Source organism: Streptomyces sp. NPDC101165, from assembly GCF_044768135.1.
Classification (GTDB): domain Bacteria; phylum Actinomycetota; class Actinomycetes; order Streptomycetales; family Streptomycetaceae; genus Streptomyces.
Window position 1 is genome coordinate 123,963 of sequence record NZ_JBIWPG010000016.1, and the last position, 15,822, is coordinate 139,784.

Genomic DNA, 15,822 nt, shown 5'->3' on the forward strand with positions numbered 1-15,822 from the left:
CTGGGAAGGTGCAGCACCGTCGGCCGCACAGCGGCTCACCCCCGCACATCCCGCCACGCCTCCGGGATCCGCTCCGCGACATCGTGGGCCCCGGCCGGTGCCCCGTCAGCGGCGAAACGGCCCGCCAGGCCATGGAGATACGCCGCGACACTCCCCGCGTCCAGCGCGGACAGCCCCGCCGCCAGCAGTGACCCGGCCAGACCCGACAGCACGTCCCCGCTCCCGGCCGTGGCCAGCCACCCCGTCCCGGTGGCGTTCACCCGCACCGGCCCGCCCCCGGAGTCCGCCACCAACGTGGTGGATCCCTTCAGCAGCACGGTCGCCCGGTACACCGCCGCCAACTCCCGCACCGAGGCCAGCCGAGCCCCCTCGACCTCCTCCCGCGGCACCCCGAGCAACGCCGCCGCCTCGCCGGCATGCGGAGTCATCAGCGTCGGCGCCGTACGCCCACGCACGGCGTTGCGCTCGGCCAGCCGCAGCCCGTCGGCGTCGAGCAGCACCGGCACCTCGGCGGACAGCGCCTCCGCCACGGTCGCCGCGTCGTCCCCGGCGCCCGGCCCGACCACCCAGGCCTGCACCCGCCCGGCCTTGGCAGGCCCCTGGTCGGACACGAGGGTCTCCGGGAAGCGGGCGATGACCGCCTGCGTCGCGGGCCCGACGTACCGCACGGCCCCCGCCCCACCCCGCAGCGCCCCGGAGACGGCCAGCACGGCGGCCCCCGGATACCGTGCGGACCCCGCGGCGATCCCGACCACACCCCGCCGGTACTTGTCGCTCTCCGCCGCGGGCAGCGGCAACAGCCGGGCCACGTCCGCGTGCTGCAACGCCTCCAGCTCGGCGTCCGGCGGCAGTTCGAGCCCGATGTCGACGAGCCGCACCGACCCGGCGTACTCCCTCGCGGGGTCGACCAGCAGCCCCGGCTTGTGCGTCCCGAAGGTGACGGTGAGGTCGGCCCGCAGCGCCGTACCCCGCACTTCTCCCGTGTCCGCCTCGACCCCGCTCGGCAGGTCCACGGCGACGACGGCGGCCCGCGACCGCTCGACGGCACCGGCCAGCGCCTCCGCGTCAGGCCGCAGTCCGCCCTTGCCCCCGATCCCGACGATGCCGTCCACGACGAGGTCCGCCAGCTCGACGGCCTCCTCGGCGGCGCCGCCGGCAGCGACCCGCCCACCCGCCCGGAGCAACGCCGTGAGCCCCCCGGAGTGGGTCCGCTCGGGCCGCGCCAGCAGTACGGCCGTGACCCCGGCCCCCCGCCGCGCCAGCCGCGCCCCCGCGTACAGCGCGTCGCCGCCGTTGTCCCCGCTCCCGACGAGCAGCACCACCCGGCTGCCGTAGACCCGCCCGAGCAGGTCCGCACAGGCAGCGGCCAGCCCCGCGGCGGCCCGCTGCATCAGCGCACCCTCCGGAAGCCGCGCCATCAGCTCCCGCTCGGCCGCCCTCACCGTCTCCACGCTGTACGCAGTACGCATGGCATCGAGTCTGCCCCGGAAACCCCTGCCGCCACACCCGGGGGCGTCACCCCTCGGCGACCACCACGGCCGACGCGATCCCCGCGTCATGGCTGAGCGACACATGCCAGGACCGCACCCCGAGTTCCGCGGCCCGCGCGGCCACGGTGCCCTTCACCCGCAGCCGGGGCTGCCCGCTGTCCTCGACGAACACCTCGGCGTCGGTCCAGTGCAGCCCGGGCGGCGCCCCGAGGGCCTTGGCGAGCGCCTCCTTCGCCGCGAACCGCGCCGCGAGCGAGGCGATGCCCCGGCGCTCCCCGCTGGGCAGATACAACTCGCTCTCCACGAAAAGCCGGTCGGCGAGACCAGGCGTACGGTCCAAGGACGCCCGGAACCGGTCGATCTCGGCAACGTCGATACCAACCCCGATGATGCTCATCCGGGCACTCTACGATCCGTCCGGCGACTGCGGGCTCGGCTCCCCGGTGACCAGATCGGCTGTCTTGCGGACCGTCCTGCTGGTCGGCGGGCTCCGTGTCGAAGTCGCACGCCCCGATCCGCAGTACGCCGGGTGGCAGCCAGGGACAGAAGCCCTCAAGAACGCCCCCAAAACTGAGTCCCCTCGCGTCACAGCTCCCTGCTAGCCTGCCGAGGCTCGCTCACATGTGCCCATTCGGGCAGTCGCGGGCGACATCACGCGCCTCCTGACCAGACGACGTGCTCCGTGGTGGAAGCGCATCCGAAACGCCGAGGGGGGCGGACGCTTGAGCAGTACCACCAGCGCAGGCAGCGACAGAGACGGCGGCGGCAGAGCCGCCGGCCCGTCGAGGCCGGTGACCGATCCTTTCGACGCGCTGCCCGAACTCGCGCCGCTGCGCACCGCCGCCCAGGCCGGCGACTGGGCCGCCACCCAGGACTTCTTCAGCGGCCGCGACTCCGCCGACGAGGTCTCCTTCGCGGCCGGCGCGCTCGCCGACCTCGCCGGGACCGAGGGGTATCTGGAGGAGGCCGCGCAGGCCCTGCCCGGCGACCCGCTGCCGCGTACGCTGCTCGCCGAGCGGTACATCCGCATCGGCTGGGCGATTCGCAGCGGCGCCGGCGCCGAGCACGTCTCGCGGGACCAGTTCGACCAGTTCCACGCCTGGTTGCGCAAGGCCGAGCACATCCTGATCGAGGTGTGCGCGGAGCACCCCGACCACGCCCCCGCCTGGACCGCCAGGCTGCTGACCGCCCGCGGCCTGGAGCTGGGGCAGTCCGAGGCCCGGCGCCGCTACGACCGGCTGTCGGTCCACCACCCCCACCAGTTCCGCGCGCAGTCGCAGTTGCTGCAGCAGTTGAGCCCCAAGTGGGGCGGTTCCCTGGAGGCCACGCACGACTTCGCCCTGGAGTGCGTGAGTGCCGCGAAGGACGGCTCGCCCGCCGGGATCCTGATCGCCGAGGCCCACATCGAGCACTGGCTGGAGCTGTCCGGCGTCGCGGGCACGGAGTACCTGCGGAGCGTGTCCGTCCGCAACGACCTCCGCCAGGCCGCCCAGGCGTCCGTGCTGCACCCGGACCACCGGCCGGGCCGGCACTGGTTCACCGGGCACAGCGCGTTCGCCCTGGCCTTCTCGCTCGGCGGTCACCTCAAGGACGCCGCCCCGCACTTCGCCGCCCTGGGCAACACGGCCGCCGAGTACCTGTGGCGGTACCTGGGCGACTGGGAGAGCCGGTACGCGACGTACCGCACGGCCGCGCTGGCGACGCTCCGAGGGGAGACGGAACGATGACCACGTACGACGCGACCGTGAGACGCGATGCCGCGGACCTCACCGCCCTTGACGGGCTGATCGGCCACGCCACCGTCCAGGGCGTGCCCGTCCTGCACGCCCCGCGCCCCGGCGACATCTCCGCCGGTCTCCTCTTCCGCGTGGGCCGCGCCGACGAGACCCTGTCCACGTCCGGTGTCACCCACCTCGTCGAACACCTCGCGCTGCACCGGCTGGGCGTGTCCGACGTGCATTACAACGGCGCCACGGCGAACACATACACCCACTTCCACGTCACCGGCGACGAGGACGAGGTCGTCACGTACCTCAACGACCTCTGCGCGTCCCTGCGCGACCTGCCACTGGACCGTCTGGAGACGGAGAAGGAGATCCTCCGCACGGAGGCAGCGGGCCGCGCGAACGGTCCCAACTCGCAGATGCCGCTGTGGCGTTACGGCGCCCAGGGCTACGGCCTGTCCAGCTACGACGAACTCGGCACCTGGAGCCTGACGGCCGATCAGGTGCAGCAGTGGGCCGAGACCCGCTTCACCAGGGACAACGCGGTACTGTGGATGACCAGCGACCACGTACCGGACGGCCTGGACCTCACCCTGCCCGCCGGCCGCCGCATCCCGGCCCCGGCCGCGTCCGGCTCACTGCCGGTCACCCCCGCCTACATCCGCGGCGAAGACGGCCACGTCGTCTTCGACAGCGTGCTGCGCCGCTCCACCGCGGCCGCCGTCTTCGCCGACATTCTGGGCCGCGCCCTGTTCCGGGACCTGCGCCAGGAGGGGGGCTACTCCTACACGGCGGAGGCCCACTACTCCCCCCGCGACGCCGACTTCGCCACCCTCACCGCGTACGCCGACGCGCTGCCCGAGAAGCAGGACGCGGTGGTCGGCGCCTTCGTCGACACGCTCGCCGGGCTGCGCGCGGGCCGCCTCGATCAGGCCGAACTGGACTCGGTGCGCGGCAAGTTGCTCAAGCGGTACGACACACCCGACCTCGGCGCCGCCAGGCTGCCGTCGGACGCGCTCAGCCTGCTCCTCGGCCACGAGATCCTCTCCCCAGAACAGCACAAGGCCGAACTGGAGGCGGTCACGGTCGCGGACCTGCGCGAGATCGCCCGCGAGGCGTGGGACGGCGGGCTGTTCCAGGTGCCCGCCCGCGGCGCCGACTGGGCGGGTTTCACGCTCGCCCCGCAGTACTCGTCGTCCGCGGTCGCCGGCACCCGGCACCAGTCGCTGGACAGCGACGGCGTCACGCTCGTCATCGGAGGCGAGGGAGTGAGTCTGCTGCTGCCGGGCGGCCCGGTCACCGTGCGGTACGACGCCTGCGCCGCGATGACCGCCCGCCCCGACGGGGCCCGCTTGCTGACCGGCCTCGACGGCTTCCGCGTGGCTCTCGAGCCGACCCTGTTCCGGGACGTCACGGCCGAGCGGATCGCGGTGCTGGACGAGGCCGTCCCCGCCGCCGCGGTCGTCCCGCTGCCGGCCCGTGACCCGGAACGAGTTCCGCAGCCGCGCGAACGGGAGATGCGAGAGGCGGCCCCCGTGCCGCAGGGCGGGGGCGATGAGGCCAGGAAGTCGGCGTCTCCTGGCCTGCGGCACCTGCCGGTCTGGTTCGTGCTCCTGGTGGTGGCGGAGGTGGTGTTCGGCCTGGGCCTCCTGATCGCCATCCTCCAGACGTCCGACTCGGCCCACGAGGCGTTGATTCACCTGACCCGCGCGATGCTGCCGACCGCCCTGGTGATCGCCTACACCCGCAAGGCGTACCGCCACGCCCGGCGCGACCGCGGCTGACTCCCAGGAACGCCCGCTACTCCACCGTCACCGACTTCGCCAGGTTGCGGGGCTGGTCCACCTCATTGCCGCGGGCGGTGGCCAGTTCGCAGGCGAACACCTGCAGCGGCACCGTCGCGACCATCGGCTGCAGCAGCGTCGGCGTGGCCGGGATCCGGATCAGGTGGTCGGCGTACGGAACCACCGCCTCGTCCCCCTCCTCCGCGATCACGATCGTCCGCGCGCCCCGCGCCCGGATCTCCTGCATGTTGGAGACGATCTTGTCGTGCAGGACGGACCGGCCGCGCGGCGACGGAACGACGACCACCACCGGCACGTCCTCCTCGATCAGCGCGATCGGACCGTGCTTCAACTCGCCCGCCGCGAAGCCCTCGGCGTGCATGTAGGCGAGTTCCTTGAGCTTGAGGGCTCCTTCGAGGGCGACCGGATATCCCACGTGCCGGCCCAGGAACAGCACCGTGTTCTTGCCGGCCAGGGACCGGGCGAGGGTCCGTACCGGCTCCATCGTGTCCAGCACGCGCTCGACCTCGCCCGAGATCTGCGACAGGTCCCGGATCACGGCACGGATCTCGTCGCCCCACTTCGTGCCCCGCACCTGGCCCAGGTACAGGGCCACCAGGTAGCACGCCACCAGCTGCGTCAGGAACGCCTTGGTGGAGGCGACGGCCACCTCGGGCCCGGCGTGCGTGTACAGCACCGCGTCCGACTCGCGAGGGATCGTCGAACCGTTGGTGTTGCAGATGGCCAGGACCTTAGAGCCCTGCTCCCGCGCGTGCCGGAGCGCCATCAGGGTGTCCATGGTCTCGCCGGACTGGGAGATGGCGATCACCAGGGAGCGGCCGTCCAGGATCGGGTCCCGGTAGCGGAACTCGCTGGCCAGTTCCACCTCGCACGGGATCCGCGTCCAGTGCTCGATGGCGTACTTGGCGATCAGGCCGGCGTGGAAGGCCGTACCGCACGCGACGATGACGACCTTGTCCACCTCGCGCAGCTCGGACGGCGAGATCCGCACCTCGTCCAGGGTCAGTGAACCGGCCGCGTCGATACGGCCCAGGAGCGTGTCGGCGACCGCCTTCGGCTGCTCGGCGATCTCCTTGAGCATGAAGTAGTCGTAGCCGCCCTTCTCGGCGGCCGAGGCGTCCCAGTCCACGTGGTAGGAGCGCACGTCCGCGTCACGGCCGTCGAAGCCCGTCACCTTCACGCCGTCCCGGCGCAGCTCCACCACCTGGTCCTGGCCCAGCTCGATCGCCGAGCGGGTGTGGGCGATGAACGCGGCGACGTCCGAGGCCAGGAACGCCTCGCCCTCCCCCACGCCCACCACGAGCGGGGAGTTGCGGCGCGCGCCCACGACCACGTCCGGCTCGTCGGCGTGCACCGCGACCAGCGTGAACGCACCCTCCAGGCGCCGGCACACCAGCCGCATCGCCTCGGCGAGATCGGCGCACGACGAGAACTCCTCGGCCAGCAGGTGCGCGACCACCTCGGTGTCCGTCTCGGACGACAGCTCGTGTCCCCGCTCGGCCAACTCGGCCCGCAGCAGGGCGAAGTTCTCGATGATGCCGTTGTGGACGACGGCCACCCGGCCGGCGTTGTCGAGATGCGGGTGCGCGTTCGCGTCCGTCGGACCGCCATGGGTGGCCCAGCGCGTGTGGCCGATGCCCGTCGAGCCCGCCGGAAGCGGCCGTTCGACCAGTTCCTTCTCCAGGTTGACCAGCTTCCCGGCCTTCTTCGCGGCGGCCAGCCCGCCGTCCGCCAGCACGGCGACGCCCGCCGAGTCGTAACCCCGGTACTCCAGCCGCTTCAGCCCGGCCATCACGACCTCGAGCGCCGACTGCGACCCCACGTATCCCACGATTCCGCACATGAGCGGCAGCCTACGGGCCGACGGGCGACACAAGTGGCCTTCGCCTGCCCGAAATCGGAAATTCCCACCGGGGTACGAAGGTCTACGACGATGCGGATCATCAACTCGGCGGGTGTCACATGCGCGGGTCCGGCGGTGTCTTCATGCCGAACAGCCCAACGGCCCGACAGGCAGACGTCCGAGGAGGACACCATGGCGCCACGCATTCCGAAGGCGGAGCTCGACCCCGAGCTGAAGGAGAACCTGACCAAGCAGCTCGGTGCCGTGCCCGAGCCCGTCGAGGTGGTGTTCAACAACCCCGACGTCGCCCTGGCCAACATGGATTTCTCGGCCAGGGTGGCCGCCTGGAACGCGGCCGACGCGAGCCTCAAGTCGTTCGCGCACATGGCCGTCTCGGCACAGGTCGGCTGCAGCTGGTGCCTCGACATCGGCTACTTCCAGGCGCAGAACCAGAACCTGGACCTGGCCAAGGCGAGCCAGGTGCCGCGCTGGCGGGAGTCGGACGTGTTCACGCCGCTGGAGCGGGACGTGATGGAGTACGCCGAGGCCATGACGAACACGCCGACGACCGTCACCGACGAGCTGTCCGCGAGCCTGCTCGACCGGCTCGGCCCGGCGGCGCTGGTCGAGCTCACCGTGTTCATCGCCTTCGCCAACTTCGCGACCAGGAGCAACACGGCGCACGGGATCACGTCGCAGGGCTACTCCGACGCGTGCGAGATTCCCCTGGCCGCGCGGCCCGCCGATTCCGGCACGGCGTCCGGCGCATGACGAAGGACCTGTTCGTCGCCCATCGCAGCCTGCTCTTCACGGTCGCCTACGAGATGCTCGGGTCGGCGGCCGACGCGGAGGACGTGTTGCAGGAGTCCTGGCTGCGGTGGGCCGGCGTCGATCAGGCACAGGTGCGTGACCCGCGGAGCTACCTCGTCCGGACGGTCACCCGGCAGGCGCTCAACCGGCTGCGGACGCTGTCCCGCAGCCGCGAGGACTATGTGGGCCAGTGGCTGCCGGAACCCCTGCTGACCAGCCCCGATGTCGCCGAGGACGTCGAGCTCGCGGAGAGCGTCTCGATCGCGGTGCTGACCGTGCTCGAAACGCTCGCGCCGACCGAGCGGGCGGTCTTCGTGCTCCGCGAGGTCTTCGAGCTGCCGTACGGCGAGATCGCCGAGGCCGTCGGGAAGTCCTCGGCCGCGGTGCGGCAGATCGCGCGCCGGGCCCGCGAGCACGTGGCGGCCCGGCGGCCGCGGGTGCAGGTGAGCCGGTCGGAGCAGCAGGCGGTGGTGGAGCGGTTCCTGGCCGCGCTGCGCACCGGGCACCTTCAGGAGCTGATGGAGGTCATGGCACCGGACGTGGTCATGATCGCCGACGGTGGCGGGTTCGTGGCCGCCGCGCCGACTCCGGTCCACGGCGCCGAGCTCGTGGCACCGTTGCTCGCGCGCGTGAACCAGGTGGTGGCCGGGTTCGAGGCGACGGACGTGTGGCTCAACGGCGCCCCCGCGGGCCGGCTCGCGTTCGACGGCGAGCCGTCCGCGGTGAGCCTCTCGGTCGAGAACGGGCGGATCACCCGGATCTACGTGGTGCGCAACCCGCGGAAGCTGACGCGGCTGGACGAACCGTCCGAACTCACCCGGTAGGCCCGCTGCCCTGGGCCGTCCAGGGCCGGAGCTTCTCGGGGTTCCGTACGGCCCAGATGCGGTGGATCCGGTCGCCCACGACGTCGAGGGCCAGCACCGCCGCGGTGACACCGTCCTGTTGGACGACCACTCCGGGCTGGCCGTTGACCGTGCGCTCCAGGACGGTCATGCCGACCGCCCGGGCGGAGAGACCGACGAGGTAGCGCGCGACCTGCTCGCCGCCGTCGACGGGGAGCAGGGCGGCCTGGGCGAGGCCGCCGCCGTCGGCGATCGCCGTGGCGTCGGGGTCGAGGAGGCCGATCAGCGCCTCGATGTCCTGGGCTTCCCAGGCCCGCTTGAAGTCCCTGACGACGGCGGCGCGCCGGGCCGCCGGAGCCTCGGGAGTCGCGGGTGCGTGCGAGGCACGCATGCGACGGCGGGCCGACGAGGCCAGCTGGCGACATGCCGCCGGGCTACGGCCGACGATCTCGGCCACTTCGGCGAAGGGATAGCGGAAGACGTCGTGCAGGATGAACGCGACGCGCTCGGCCGGGGTCATCGCTTCGAGCACGACGAGGAAGGCCATGTTGACCGACTCGTCGAGGGTGACGCGGTCGGCCGGGTCGACGGCGGTGCCGCCCGACCGCCCGCTGATCCACTCCGTCCGGTCGGGCAGCGGCTCCGGGATCCAGGCGCCCACATAGCGCTCCCGCCGGACCCGTGCCGAGCGCAGCAGATCCAGGCAGATACGACCGGCGACCTTCGTCAGCCAGGCGCCCGGGGAGTCGATGGCGTCCCGCTGCTCCGGGGACATGGCGTACCAGCGGGCGTACGTCTCCTGCACGACGTCCTCGGCGTCGGCCAGGGAGCCGAGGAGCCGGTACCCGAGGTTGATCAGCTGACGCCGCTCGCTGGTGATCGCGTTCAGGCCCTCGTCGAGCGGGCCGTCTGCAGGCCCGGACTGCGTGCTCATGTGTCGCCGTCTCCCTTGGTCGTATCCGCACTCATCAGTACGACGGCACAGCCCCTCGGTATGTGACGTGGGCGCGGCACCTCACATACCGAAGGACCGTGCCGTCGTACCGCTGAGACGATCACTTCCACTCCACCAGGAGAACCCTCATGAACATCGCTCTGTGGATCGCTGCGGGACTGCTGGCCGTCGGCTCCCTGGCCGGCGGCGCGATGCTGCTGATCCAGCCCAGACAGAAGCTGGCCACCTCCGGCGGGGCCTGGGTCGAGGACTTCGGCGACGGCACCGTCAAGGCCATCGGCACCCTCAAGGTCCTGGCCGCGGCAGGCCTGATCCTGCCCGCCGCACTCCACATCGCACCGGTCCTGGTGCCGCTGGCCGCCGTCGGCTGGGTGCTGCTGATGATCGGCGCGATGATCACGCACCTCCGCCGCCGGGAGGCCCAGGCCATCCCGGTGAACCTGGTCCTGCTCGCCCTGGCCGCCTTCGTGGCGTGGGGCCGCTTCGGCCCCCATTCCTTCACCGGCTGACGCACTTCGACACGAGGAATTTCGACACGAGGAAGGAGAAACTGATGAGCGACCTTCGGTCCATCACGGACCGTTTCGAGATCGAGGCCCTGCGCGGCGAGTTCACCGACGCGGGGATGATGCGCGACTACGACCGCTTCGCGTCACTGTTCACCGAGGACGGCGTCTGGCGGATCCCCGGCGTGGCCCAGTTCACCGGCCGGGCGGACATCCGCGCCGGCATCGAGCGGCTGCAGGGTTTCTGGGACTACTTCGTGCAGAACGTGCACCCGGGCACGATCCGGCTCACGGGCGGCACCGCGGAAGGCCGCGCGTACGTCTCGGAGTTCGGGCGCATGCGCGACGGCACGTCACACGCGAACCACTCGCTCTACCACGACCGCTATCGGCGCACCCCGGACGGCTGGCGGTTCACGGAGCGCGTCTACGAGGTCAGGTATGCCGACAACTCCCCGCTGACCGGCGAGGCAACGGGCCCGGCGGCCATGTGACGACGAAAATCAGCCAAATCCGATCGGTCGACGCTTGCCGACGTGCCGCCCACGTGCACAGGAAGTGCACAGAAACTCCACTCATGGGGGGACTTGGTACTCGGCCTGCGGGCCGCCGGACGGCAATAAGATTCCGGCCACCGCCCACCCACCCGAATGGAACCCCTGTACGACCACGTTCGCACCTGCGTATGGTGGCGCCGCGCATGACGGGAACCTGACCAGTCCGCCGTCGCGCACATCGCACAGCGACCGGGGGAACGCCGTCGCTCACGGGGAGGGGTTGCATCGCCATGCCGTCGCATCGGGCGTCCGCACACATCGACTCAGCCGCTGCCGTGACCTCCTGAGTCCCCCTCAGGAACACGCAGCGCATCTGCGCTCCCTGCTCTTCGGCCGCCCTCACGGCCCGCGCCCCCCTTGGACGAAGAAAGGGATGCTCCTTGCACCCCAGACCATGGTTCCGCCTGCCCAGATCACGAAGACTCGGGAGAGCAGGAACATTCACCTCCGCCGTCACCTCGGCAGCAGCGCTGGCCGTTGTGGCCGGTCTCGCGGTCCAGCCCGGCTCGATCAAGCCGAACATCGAGCCGGTGGGCGACTCCGACCCCTGGTACCAGGACACGGCCGCCGAGCAACTGCGGCAGGACCAGTGCCTGATGAGCGACGTACTGCGGCTGGGCGGCCCCTCGATGGCCGCGACCGCGCAGAACGGCCTCAACCAGCCGCCGGACAAGCTCCACGTCCTGGCCGACCGGAAGAACTGGGAGCAGACTCCGCTCGCCGTCGCCTACAAGAGCGACCGCGACGCCGCAGGCAAGCAGTTGGACGACCTCGCCGCCGCCCGGGACGGATGGCAGAAGCCCCTGTCGGGCCTGACCACCCCGGTCGGCTTCACGGACGCGGACTTCCACTGGCCGCCCGGGTCGCCGGGCGACGGCAAACAGACCTTCTACGAGCAGACGGGTCTGTCCACCTGGGTCGCCGACCGGTTCTGGAAGAACGACGACGACTTCTACGAGGACTCCACCCCCAAGGCCGACGCCAAGACCGTCAAGGCCGTCGACGATCTCGGCAACCCGCTGTACGCACAGCACCCGGACCCGCAACAGCCCGACTGGAACCGGGCGCTCGACGAGCACAACGCCTTCGAGTGGATGCACGGCTTCAGCAACGCCAACATGGGCGCCGACGACGCCCGTATCTTCCTGTCCTCGGGTGGCTTCCCGCACACCGCCCCGCAGCCGGGCACGCCGGAGTACCGCATCGCGGTCGAGGACCTGAAGACCCGCTTCGCCTCGTGTGCGTGGCGTGACCCGCTCGACCCGGACCGGGTTCTCGACGACGCCACGGCGACCGCGGCCGGCGAGTGGCAGCAGGAGATCTCCTCGCAGGCCACGCAGCGCAACCAGATCGTCACCGCGAACAAGGACGCCACCGACGCCCTGGCCAAGGGTGCGAAGGCCCTCTCCGACATGCTGGGGCAGTCCTGGGTCGCCGACCACATCACCCGCTGGCAGGACTACTGGTCCGCCGGCGGCATCGGTTACATCGGTGACGCTCCGCTGGTCATCCAGGTGCCGGGCGCTGCCGGCAAGTGCCTCGACGTCCAGGGCGCCGGCAAGACCAACGGCACCCCGGTCCAGGTCTATACCTGCAACGGCGGCAATGGCCAGAAGTGGCAGCTGTGGGGCGCCTACGACGGCGGCTACACCCTGCGCAACATCAACTCGGGCAAGTGTCTGGAGGTGCTGAACGGCAACAACGCCGACGGCACGAAGATCCAGATCCGGGACTGCGGCAACGCCAAGGCCCAGCAGTGGAAGTTCGACGTCCGCTCGGCGGGCGAGCTGCGCAACGCGGCCACCGGCAAGTGCCTGCACCTGCCGACGTTCGACAACAGCAAAGACGCCGTGCTGTCGACCTGCAACGGCTCCGCCGCGCAGAAGTTCCGCCTCGTCCCCGAGGGGCACACCGGCGACGACAGCCCGAACTACCCGGACAAGGCCCAGTTCACCAAGGCCAAGTCGGGTCTCACGGCCGCCCAGAGTGCCGCGAAGAGCCAGCTGACCGTACTCAAGGCGCAGCTGGCGGCCGCGCAGAAGGCCGCGACCACGTCGGACACCGCGCTCCAGGCCGCCTATGGCATCGCCGACGCGGCCGGTGCGCCGCGGGGTCGTGGTCTGCTGGTCGGTCTGCAGAAGGACCAGGTCACCAAGGGCGCGGCTGCCGCACTTCAGGCCCTGGAGAAGGCCGGTGAGACCGCCGAGGCCGCGACCCGTGCCGCGGCCGGGGACAGCGCGACGATCGCGCAGCGCGCCCTCGCCCAGGCCGCCCAGTCGAAGGCGGAGTTCCGCAAGAAGGCTGCCGAGGCAGCGGAGTTGCAGGCCAAGGCTGCCGCGGACGCGGCGAAGGTGCACCGGGACAACGCCAAGAAGGACAAGGAGACCGCGGAGGCCAAGCTCGCCGTCGCGGTGAAGGCCGAGGGCGACGCCAAGGCGGCCGCCGCCGACGCGCACGCCAAGCGGCTCGCGGCGGAGGCCGAGGAGAAGACGGCCAAGGCGGAGAAGGAGAACGCCGCCGCCAGCCGGGCCGAGGCCGCCGAGCACCGCAAGAACGCCGAGTCCGAGGCGACGAAGGCGAAGGACGCCAAGGACAAGGCGGAGGCCGCCGAGAAGACCGCCGAGGACCGGCGCGACGACGCCGTCGCGGCCAAGGACCACGCCAAGGACATGCGCGACGACGCGTGGGACGCCGAGCAGAAGGCCGACGCCGCACGCGCCAAGGCCGACGCCAAGGACGCCTACGCCGACTCCCTGGACTCCGGGGACGCCGCCGACGCCGCTCGCGCCGCCGCCAACGACGCCGACAAGCACGCCGACGACGCCGAAGCCGCCGCGACCAAGGCCCGCTCCGAGGCCGACGCCGCGACCCAGGCGGCAGCCGACGCGGACGCCGCCGCCACCCGCGCAGAGGCGGCCGCCAAGCGGGCCCGCTCCGACGCGGACGCCGCCCAGGCCGACAAGCTCAAGGCCGACGCCGCGGTGAAGACCGCGACCAGCGCCGTCGCCGACGCCATCAAGGCCTCCCAGGACGCCTCCGCCGAGGCCAAGACGGCCGTCAAGCTCGCCGACGAGGCCGAACAGCACGCCAAGGACGCCAAGACCCAGGCGGACGCCGCGAACAAGGAGGCCGGCAACGCGCTCGCGGCCGCAGCGAAGGCCGCCGGCTACGCCCACGTCACCGCCCAGGCGGCCGTGGACGCCGGAGAGGCCGCGAAGCAGGTCGCCAACCCCGCCAACGACGCCATCCAGCTCGGCTCCGCCTACGTCGACACCGACTCGGCCGCCGGCCTGGTCGTCCTGACCGGGCAGAACTCCAAGACGATCGCCGAACAGCAGCAGGCGGTCGCCGACGCCCACGCCAAGAACGCCGCCGCCGAGGCCGACGCGGCGAAGAACCTCGCCGACCAGGCCAAGGGCGATGCGAAGGAGGCGTACCAGCACGCGGCGAACGCCGCCCAGTACGCGGCCGACGCACGCACCTACTCAAAGGACGCCCTCGGCTACGCGGCCGACGCGGCCAAGGCCGCAGCGGCGGCCTCCGCATCCCTGGCCCGCACCATCGACTACGACCAGCAGGCCACCGAGGATGCGGCAGCCGCCGACAAGGCGGCCGGCAACGCCGAGGGCTACGCCAAGGACGCCCGCGACTCCGCCGACGCGGCCGAACTCGACGCCGCAGCGGCCCGTTCGGCAGCCGACCAGGCCGAACAGGATGCCAAGGACGCCCGCGCGGCGGCCACCCGCGCCGACGCGGCCGCCACCGAAGCCGAACAGGCCGCCAAGGACGCCGCCAAGTACGCCAAGGAGGCCCAGGACGCGGCCGACAGGGCGGAAAGGGCGGAGGCCAACAAGGAGGCCTCCAAGGGGTCCGGTACGGGCATTCCCGGTGTGTTCGCCGTCCCGGACGAGTCCACCGTCGAGATCGTCAGCTCCAAGCAGATCGGCACGTGCCCCGGGATGCCGGAAGCAGCCATCAAGGGCTGCGACGCTGCGTACGACCTGGTCGTCACCTACGAGGCCGACTTCTACCTGTGCACGGATCAGAATGCGCAGGCCACCGCGGACGGCTGCCCGAAGTCGGCGTGGCAGTTCCTTCAGCGGGCGACGCTGAAGAACATCAAGATCGACAACTGGCAGCACCACTTCTCCGGCAAGGACATCGTCCGCGCCGGATGGCAGAGCCTCTTCGGTGACGTGGCCGGATCGATCCTGTTCTCCTTCTTCGCCGACGACATGATGGACTGCCTCCACGGCAGCGCCAGCGGCTGCGCCTGGGCCTACGCGACCTACGTCCCGGTAGAAGGCGCACTCAGCGAAATCAGCAACGCGGTCAAAGCAGCAGACGCGGCCGCCCGGACCGGGATCGGTTTCACGGACGCGTGGAAGGCACTGCGCGGCCTCAAACTGCCGGAAGATGTCGTCGCCGGCATCTTCGCGAAACTCGGCCAGAAATTGCGTGGACTCTGCCTGAAGGACAGCTTCCCCGCTGCGACACCCGTACTGCTCGCCGATGGCTCGGTCAAGCGCATCGACGCGGTCAAGGTCGGCGATCGACTGCTCGCCACTGACCCGGACGCCGGTACGACCGGCCCCGAAACGGTCACGTCGACGTTCTCTCACTCAGCAGACCGGCTCCTGCAGATCTCCTTCGCCGACGGCGGACGGATACTGACCACGCCGGGGCACCGGATGTATGTTCCGGGCCGTGGCTGGGTGCACGCCTCCAGCCTGCACAGGGCAGACTCGCTCCGGACTCCGACCGGTGCCCTGCACAAGGTGGCCGGTATCCGCCCCGTGGCCGCACCACAGCAGGTGTGGGACCTGAGCATCGCCGACCTCCACACCTTCTACGTGCTCGCGGGCCGGACTCCCGTACTGGTCCACAACGTCAACTGCCCCTACTTTGCGACATACCCCAGTGGGGCCTCGATCTACGCAGACGTCGACAAAAAGGGCCTCTTCGGACTCGCCATCGAGGCGATCAAGGGCGAAGAGCCCAGAGGCGGCGAGATGTTCAACGCCGCACTCGCGCATTTCGGCGACGAGGTGAAGGGTATCAAGGGGTACTGGCAGGACGGAGGTACGCTAATCGATAACCTGAACTCCTTCAACGAGGCCGTACGGGGCGGTGCATCGCTCGAGGAAGCGGCACTGACAAAAACGTTCACGGGCAAAATGGCCGCGCGAGCAGGCTTCACGAAGGTGGAGATAACTGAGCTCAGGGGCATGTCGGGGCACTACACAAACGTGGGCGTGACCTTCCATCCTCCCAGCTGAAGGACACGCGT

General features: G+C 71.2%; 11 protein-coding genes. 7 read left to right on the forward strand and 4 right to left on the reverse strand.

Annotation, left to right across the window (positions count from 1 at the left end; translation table 11 throughout):
- Window positions 1–35: 35 nt before the first annotated feature.
- Entirely contained in the window at window positions 36–1,469 is a 1,434-nt protein-coding gene (locus ACIRVH_RS31150; RefSeq protein WP_403960063.1) for an NAD(P)H-hydrate dehydratase, read from the reverse strand.
- Window positions 1,470–1,515: 46 nt separating this feature from the next.
- Entirely contained in the window at window positions 1,516–1,887 is a 372-nt protein-coding gene (locus tag ACIRVH_RS31155; protein WP_403960066.1) for a holo-ACP synthase, read from the reverse strand.
- 325 nt (window positions 1,888–2,212) lie between these two features.
- On the opposite strand from ACIRVH_RS31155, the gene ACIRVH_RS31160 reads away from it, so the two are divergent.
- Together ACIRVH_RS31160 and ACIRVH_RS31165 are read left to right on the forward strand one after the other, a co-directional pair.
- A complete protein-coding gene (locus ACIRVH_RS31160; RefSeq protein WP_403960069.1) occupies window positions 2,213–3,217 on the forward strand; it encodes a hypothetical protein in 1,005 nt (334 codons plus the stop codon).
- A complete protein-coding gene (locus ACIRVH_RS31165) occupies window positions 3,214–4,998 on the forward strand; it encodes a M16 family metallopeptidase (RefSeq protein WP_403960072.1) in 1,785 nt (594 codons plus the stop codon). The genes ACIRVH_RS31160 and ACIRVH_RS31165 overlap by 4 nt, the downstream gene beginning before the upstream one ends.
- A gap of 16 nt (window positions 4,999–5,014) precedes the next feature.
- Here ACIRVH_RS31165 and glmS read toward each other — a convergent pair whose 3' ends face one another.
- On the reverse strand, window positions 5,015–6,862 hold the full coding sequence (gene glmS / locus ACIRVH_RS31170; RefSeq protein ID WP_403960074.1) for a glutamine--fructose-6-phosphate transaminase (isomerizing): 1,848 nt from the start codon (window positions 6,860–6,862) through the stop codon (window positions 5,015–5,017).
- Between the two features lie 192 nt (window positions 6,863–7,054).
- Here glmS and ACIRVH_RS31175 point away from each other — a divergent pair, with 192 nt between their 5' ends.
- Together ACIRVH_RS31175 and ACIRVH_RS31180 are read left to right on the forward strand one after the other, a co-directional pair.
- Window positions 7,055–7,633: a carboxymuconolactone decarboxylase family protein gene (locus ACIRVH_RS31175; protein ID WP_403960076.1), complete on the forward strand. Its 579-nt coding sequence runs from the start codon at window positions 7,055–7,057 to the stop codon at window positions 7,631–7,633.
- On the forward strand, window positions 7,630–8,496 hold the full coding sequence (locus ACIRVH_RS31180) for an RNA polymerase sigma-70 factor (protein ID WP_403960079.1): 867 nt from the start codon (window positions 7,630–7,632) through the stop codon (window positions 8,494–8,496). Before ACIRVH_RS31175 ends, ACIRVH_RS31180 begins: the two co-directional genes overlap by 4 nt.
- On the opposite strand, the gene sigJ is transcribed toward ACIRVH_RS31180, so the two are convergent.
- Complete coding sequence (sigJ, locus tag ACIRVH_RS31185; protein WP_403960082.1) at window positions 8,486–9,448, reverse strand: RNA polymerase sigma factor SigJ; 963 nt, start codon at window positions 9,446–9,448, stop codon at window positions 8,486–8,488. The genes ACIRVH_RS31180 and sigJ overlap by 11 nt on opposite strands.
- 149 nt (window positions 9,449–9,597) lie before the next feature.
- On the opposite strand from sigJ, the gene ACIRVH_RS31190 reads away from it, so the two are divergent.
- From ACIRVH_RS31190 to ACIRVH_RS31200, 3 genes are all read left to right on the forward strand, one after another.
- The gene (locus ACIRVH_RS31190) at window positions 9,598–9,978 is read left to right on the forward strand and encodes a DoxX family protein (RefSeq protein WP_403960085.1); all 381 of its coding nucleotides are present in this window, start codon (window positions 9,598–9,600) and stop codon (window positions 9,976–9,978) included.
- Between the two features lie 44 nt (window positions 9,979–10,022).
- On the forward strand, window positions 10,023–10,469 hold the full coding sequence (locus ACIRVH_RS31195) for a nuclear transport factor 2 family protein (protein ID WP_403960088.1): 447 nt from the start codon (window positions 10,023–10,025) through the stop codon (window positions 10,467–10,469).
- 443 nt (window positions 10,470–10,912) lie between these two features.
- Window positions 10,913–15,811 (forward strand): RICIN domain-containing protein, encoded by a 4,899-nt coding sequence (locus ACIRVH_RS31200; protein ID WP_403960090.1) that lies wholly within the window; start codon window positions 10,913–10,915, stop codon window positions 15,809–15,811.
- Window positions 15,812–15,822 lie beyond the last annotated feature (11 nt).

Bases quoted from the DNA above. Each gene is read 5' to 3' on its own strand.
- ACIRVH_RS31190 (WP_403960085.1), top strand. From the start codon at position 9,598: ATGAACATCGCTCTGTGGATCGCTGCGGGACTGCTGGCCGTCGGCTCC.
- ACIRVH_RS31165 (WP_403960072.1), top strand. From the start codon at position 3,214: ATGACCACGTACGACGCGACCGTGAGACGCGATGCCGCGGACCTCACC.
- glmS (WP_403960074.1), bottom strand. From the start codon at position 6,862: ATGTGCGGAATCGTGGGATACGTGGGGTCGCAGTCGGCGCTCGAGGTC.
- ACIRVH_RS31195 (WP_403960088.1), top strand. From the start codon at position 10,023: ATGAGCGACCTTCGGTCCATCACGGACCGTTTCGAGATCGAGGCCCTG.
- ACIRVH_RS31155 (WP_403960066.1), bottom strand. From the start codon at position 1,887: ATGAGCATCATCGGGGTTGGTATCGACGTTGCCGAGATCGACCGGTTC.
- ACIRVH_RS31150 (WP_403960063.1), bottom strand. From the start codon at position 1,469: ATGCGTACTGCGTACAGCGTGGAGACGGTGAGGGCGGCCGAGCGGGAG.
- ACIRVH_RS31175 (WP_403960076.1), top strand. From the start codon at position 7,055: ATGGCGCCACGCATTCCGAAGGCGGAGCTCGACCCCGAGCTGAAGGAG.
- sigJ (WP_403960082.1), bottom strand. From the start codon at position 9,448: ATGAGCACGCAGTCCGGGCCTGCAGACGGCCCGCTCGACGAGGGCCTG.
- ACIRVH_RS31180 (WP_403960079.1), top strand. From the start codon at position 7,630: ATGACGAAGGACCTGTTCGTCGCCCATCGCAGCCTGCTCTTCACGGTC.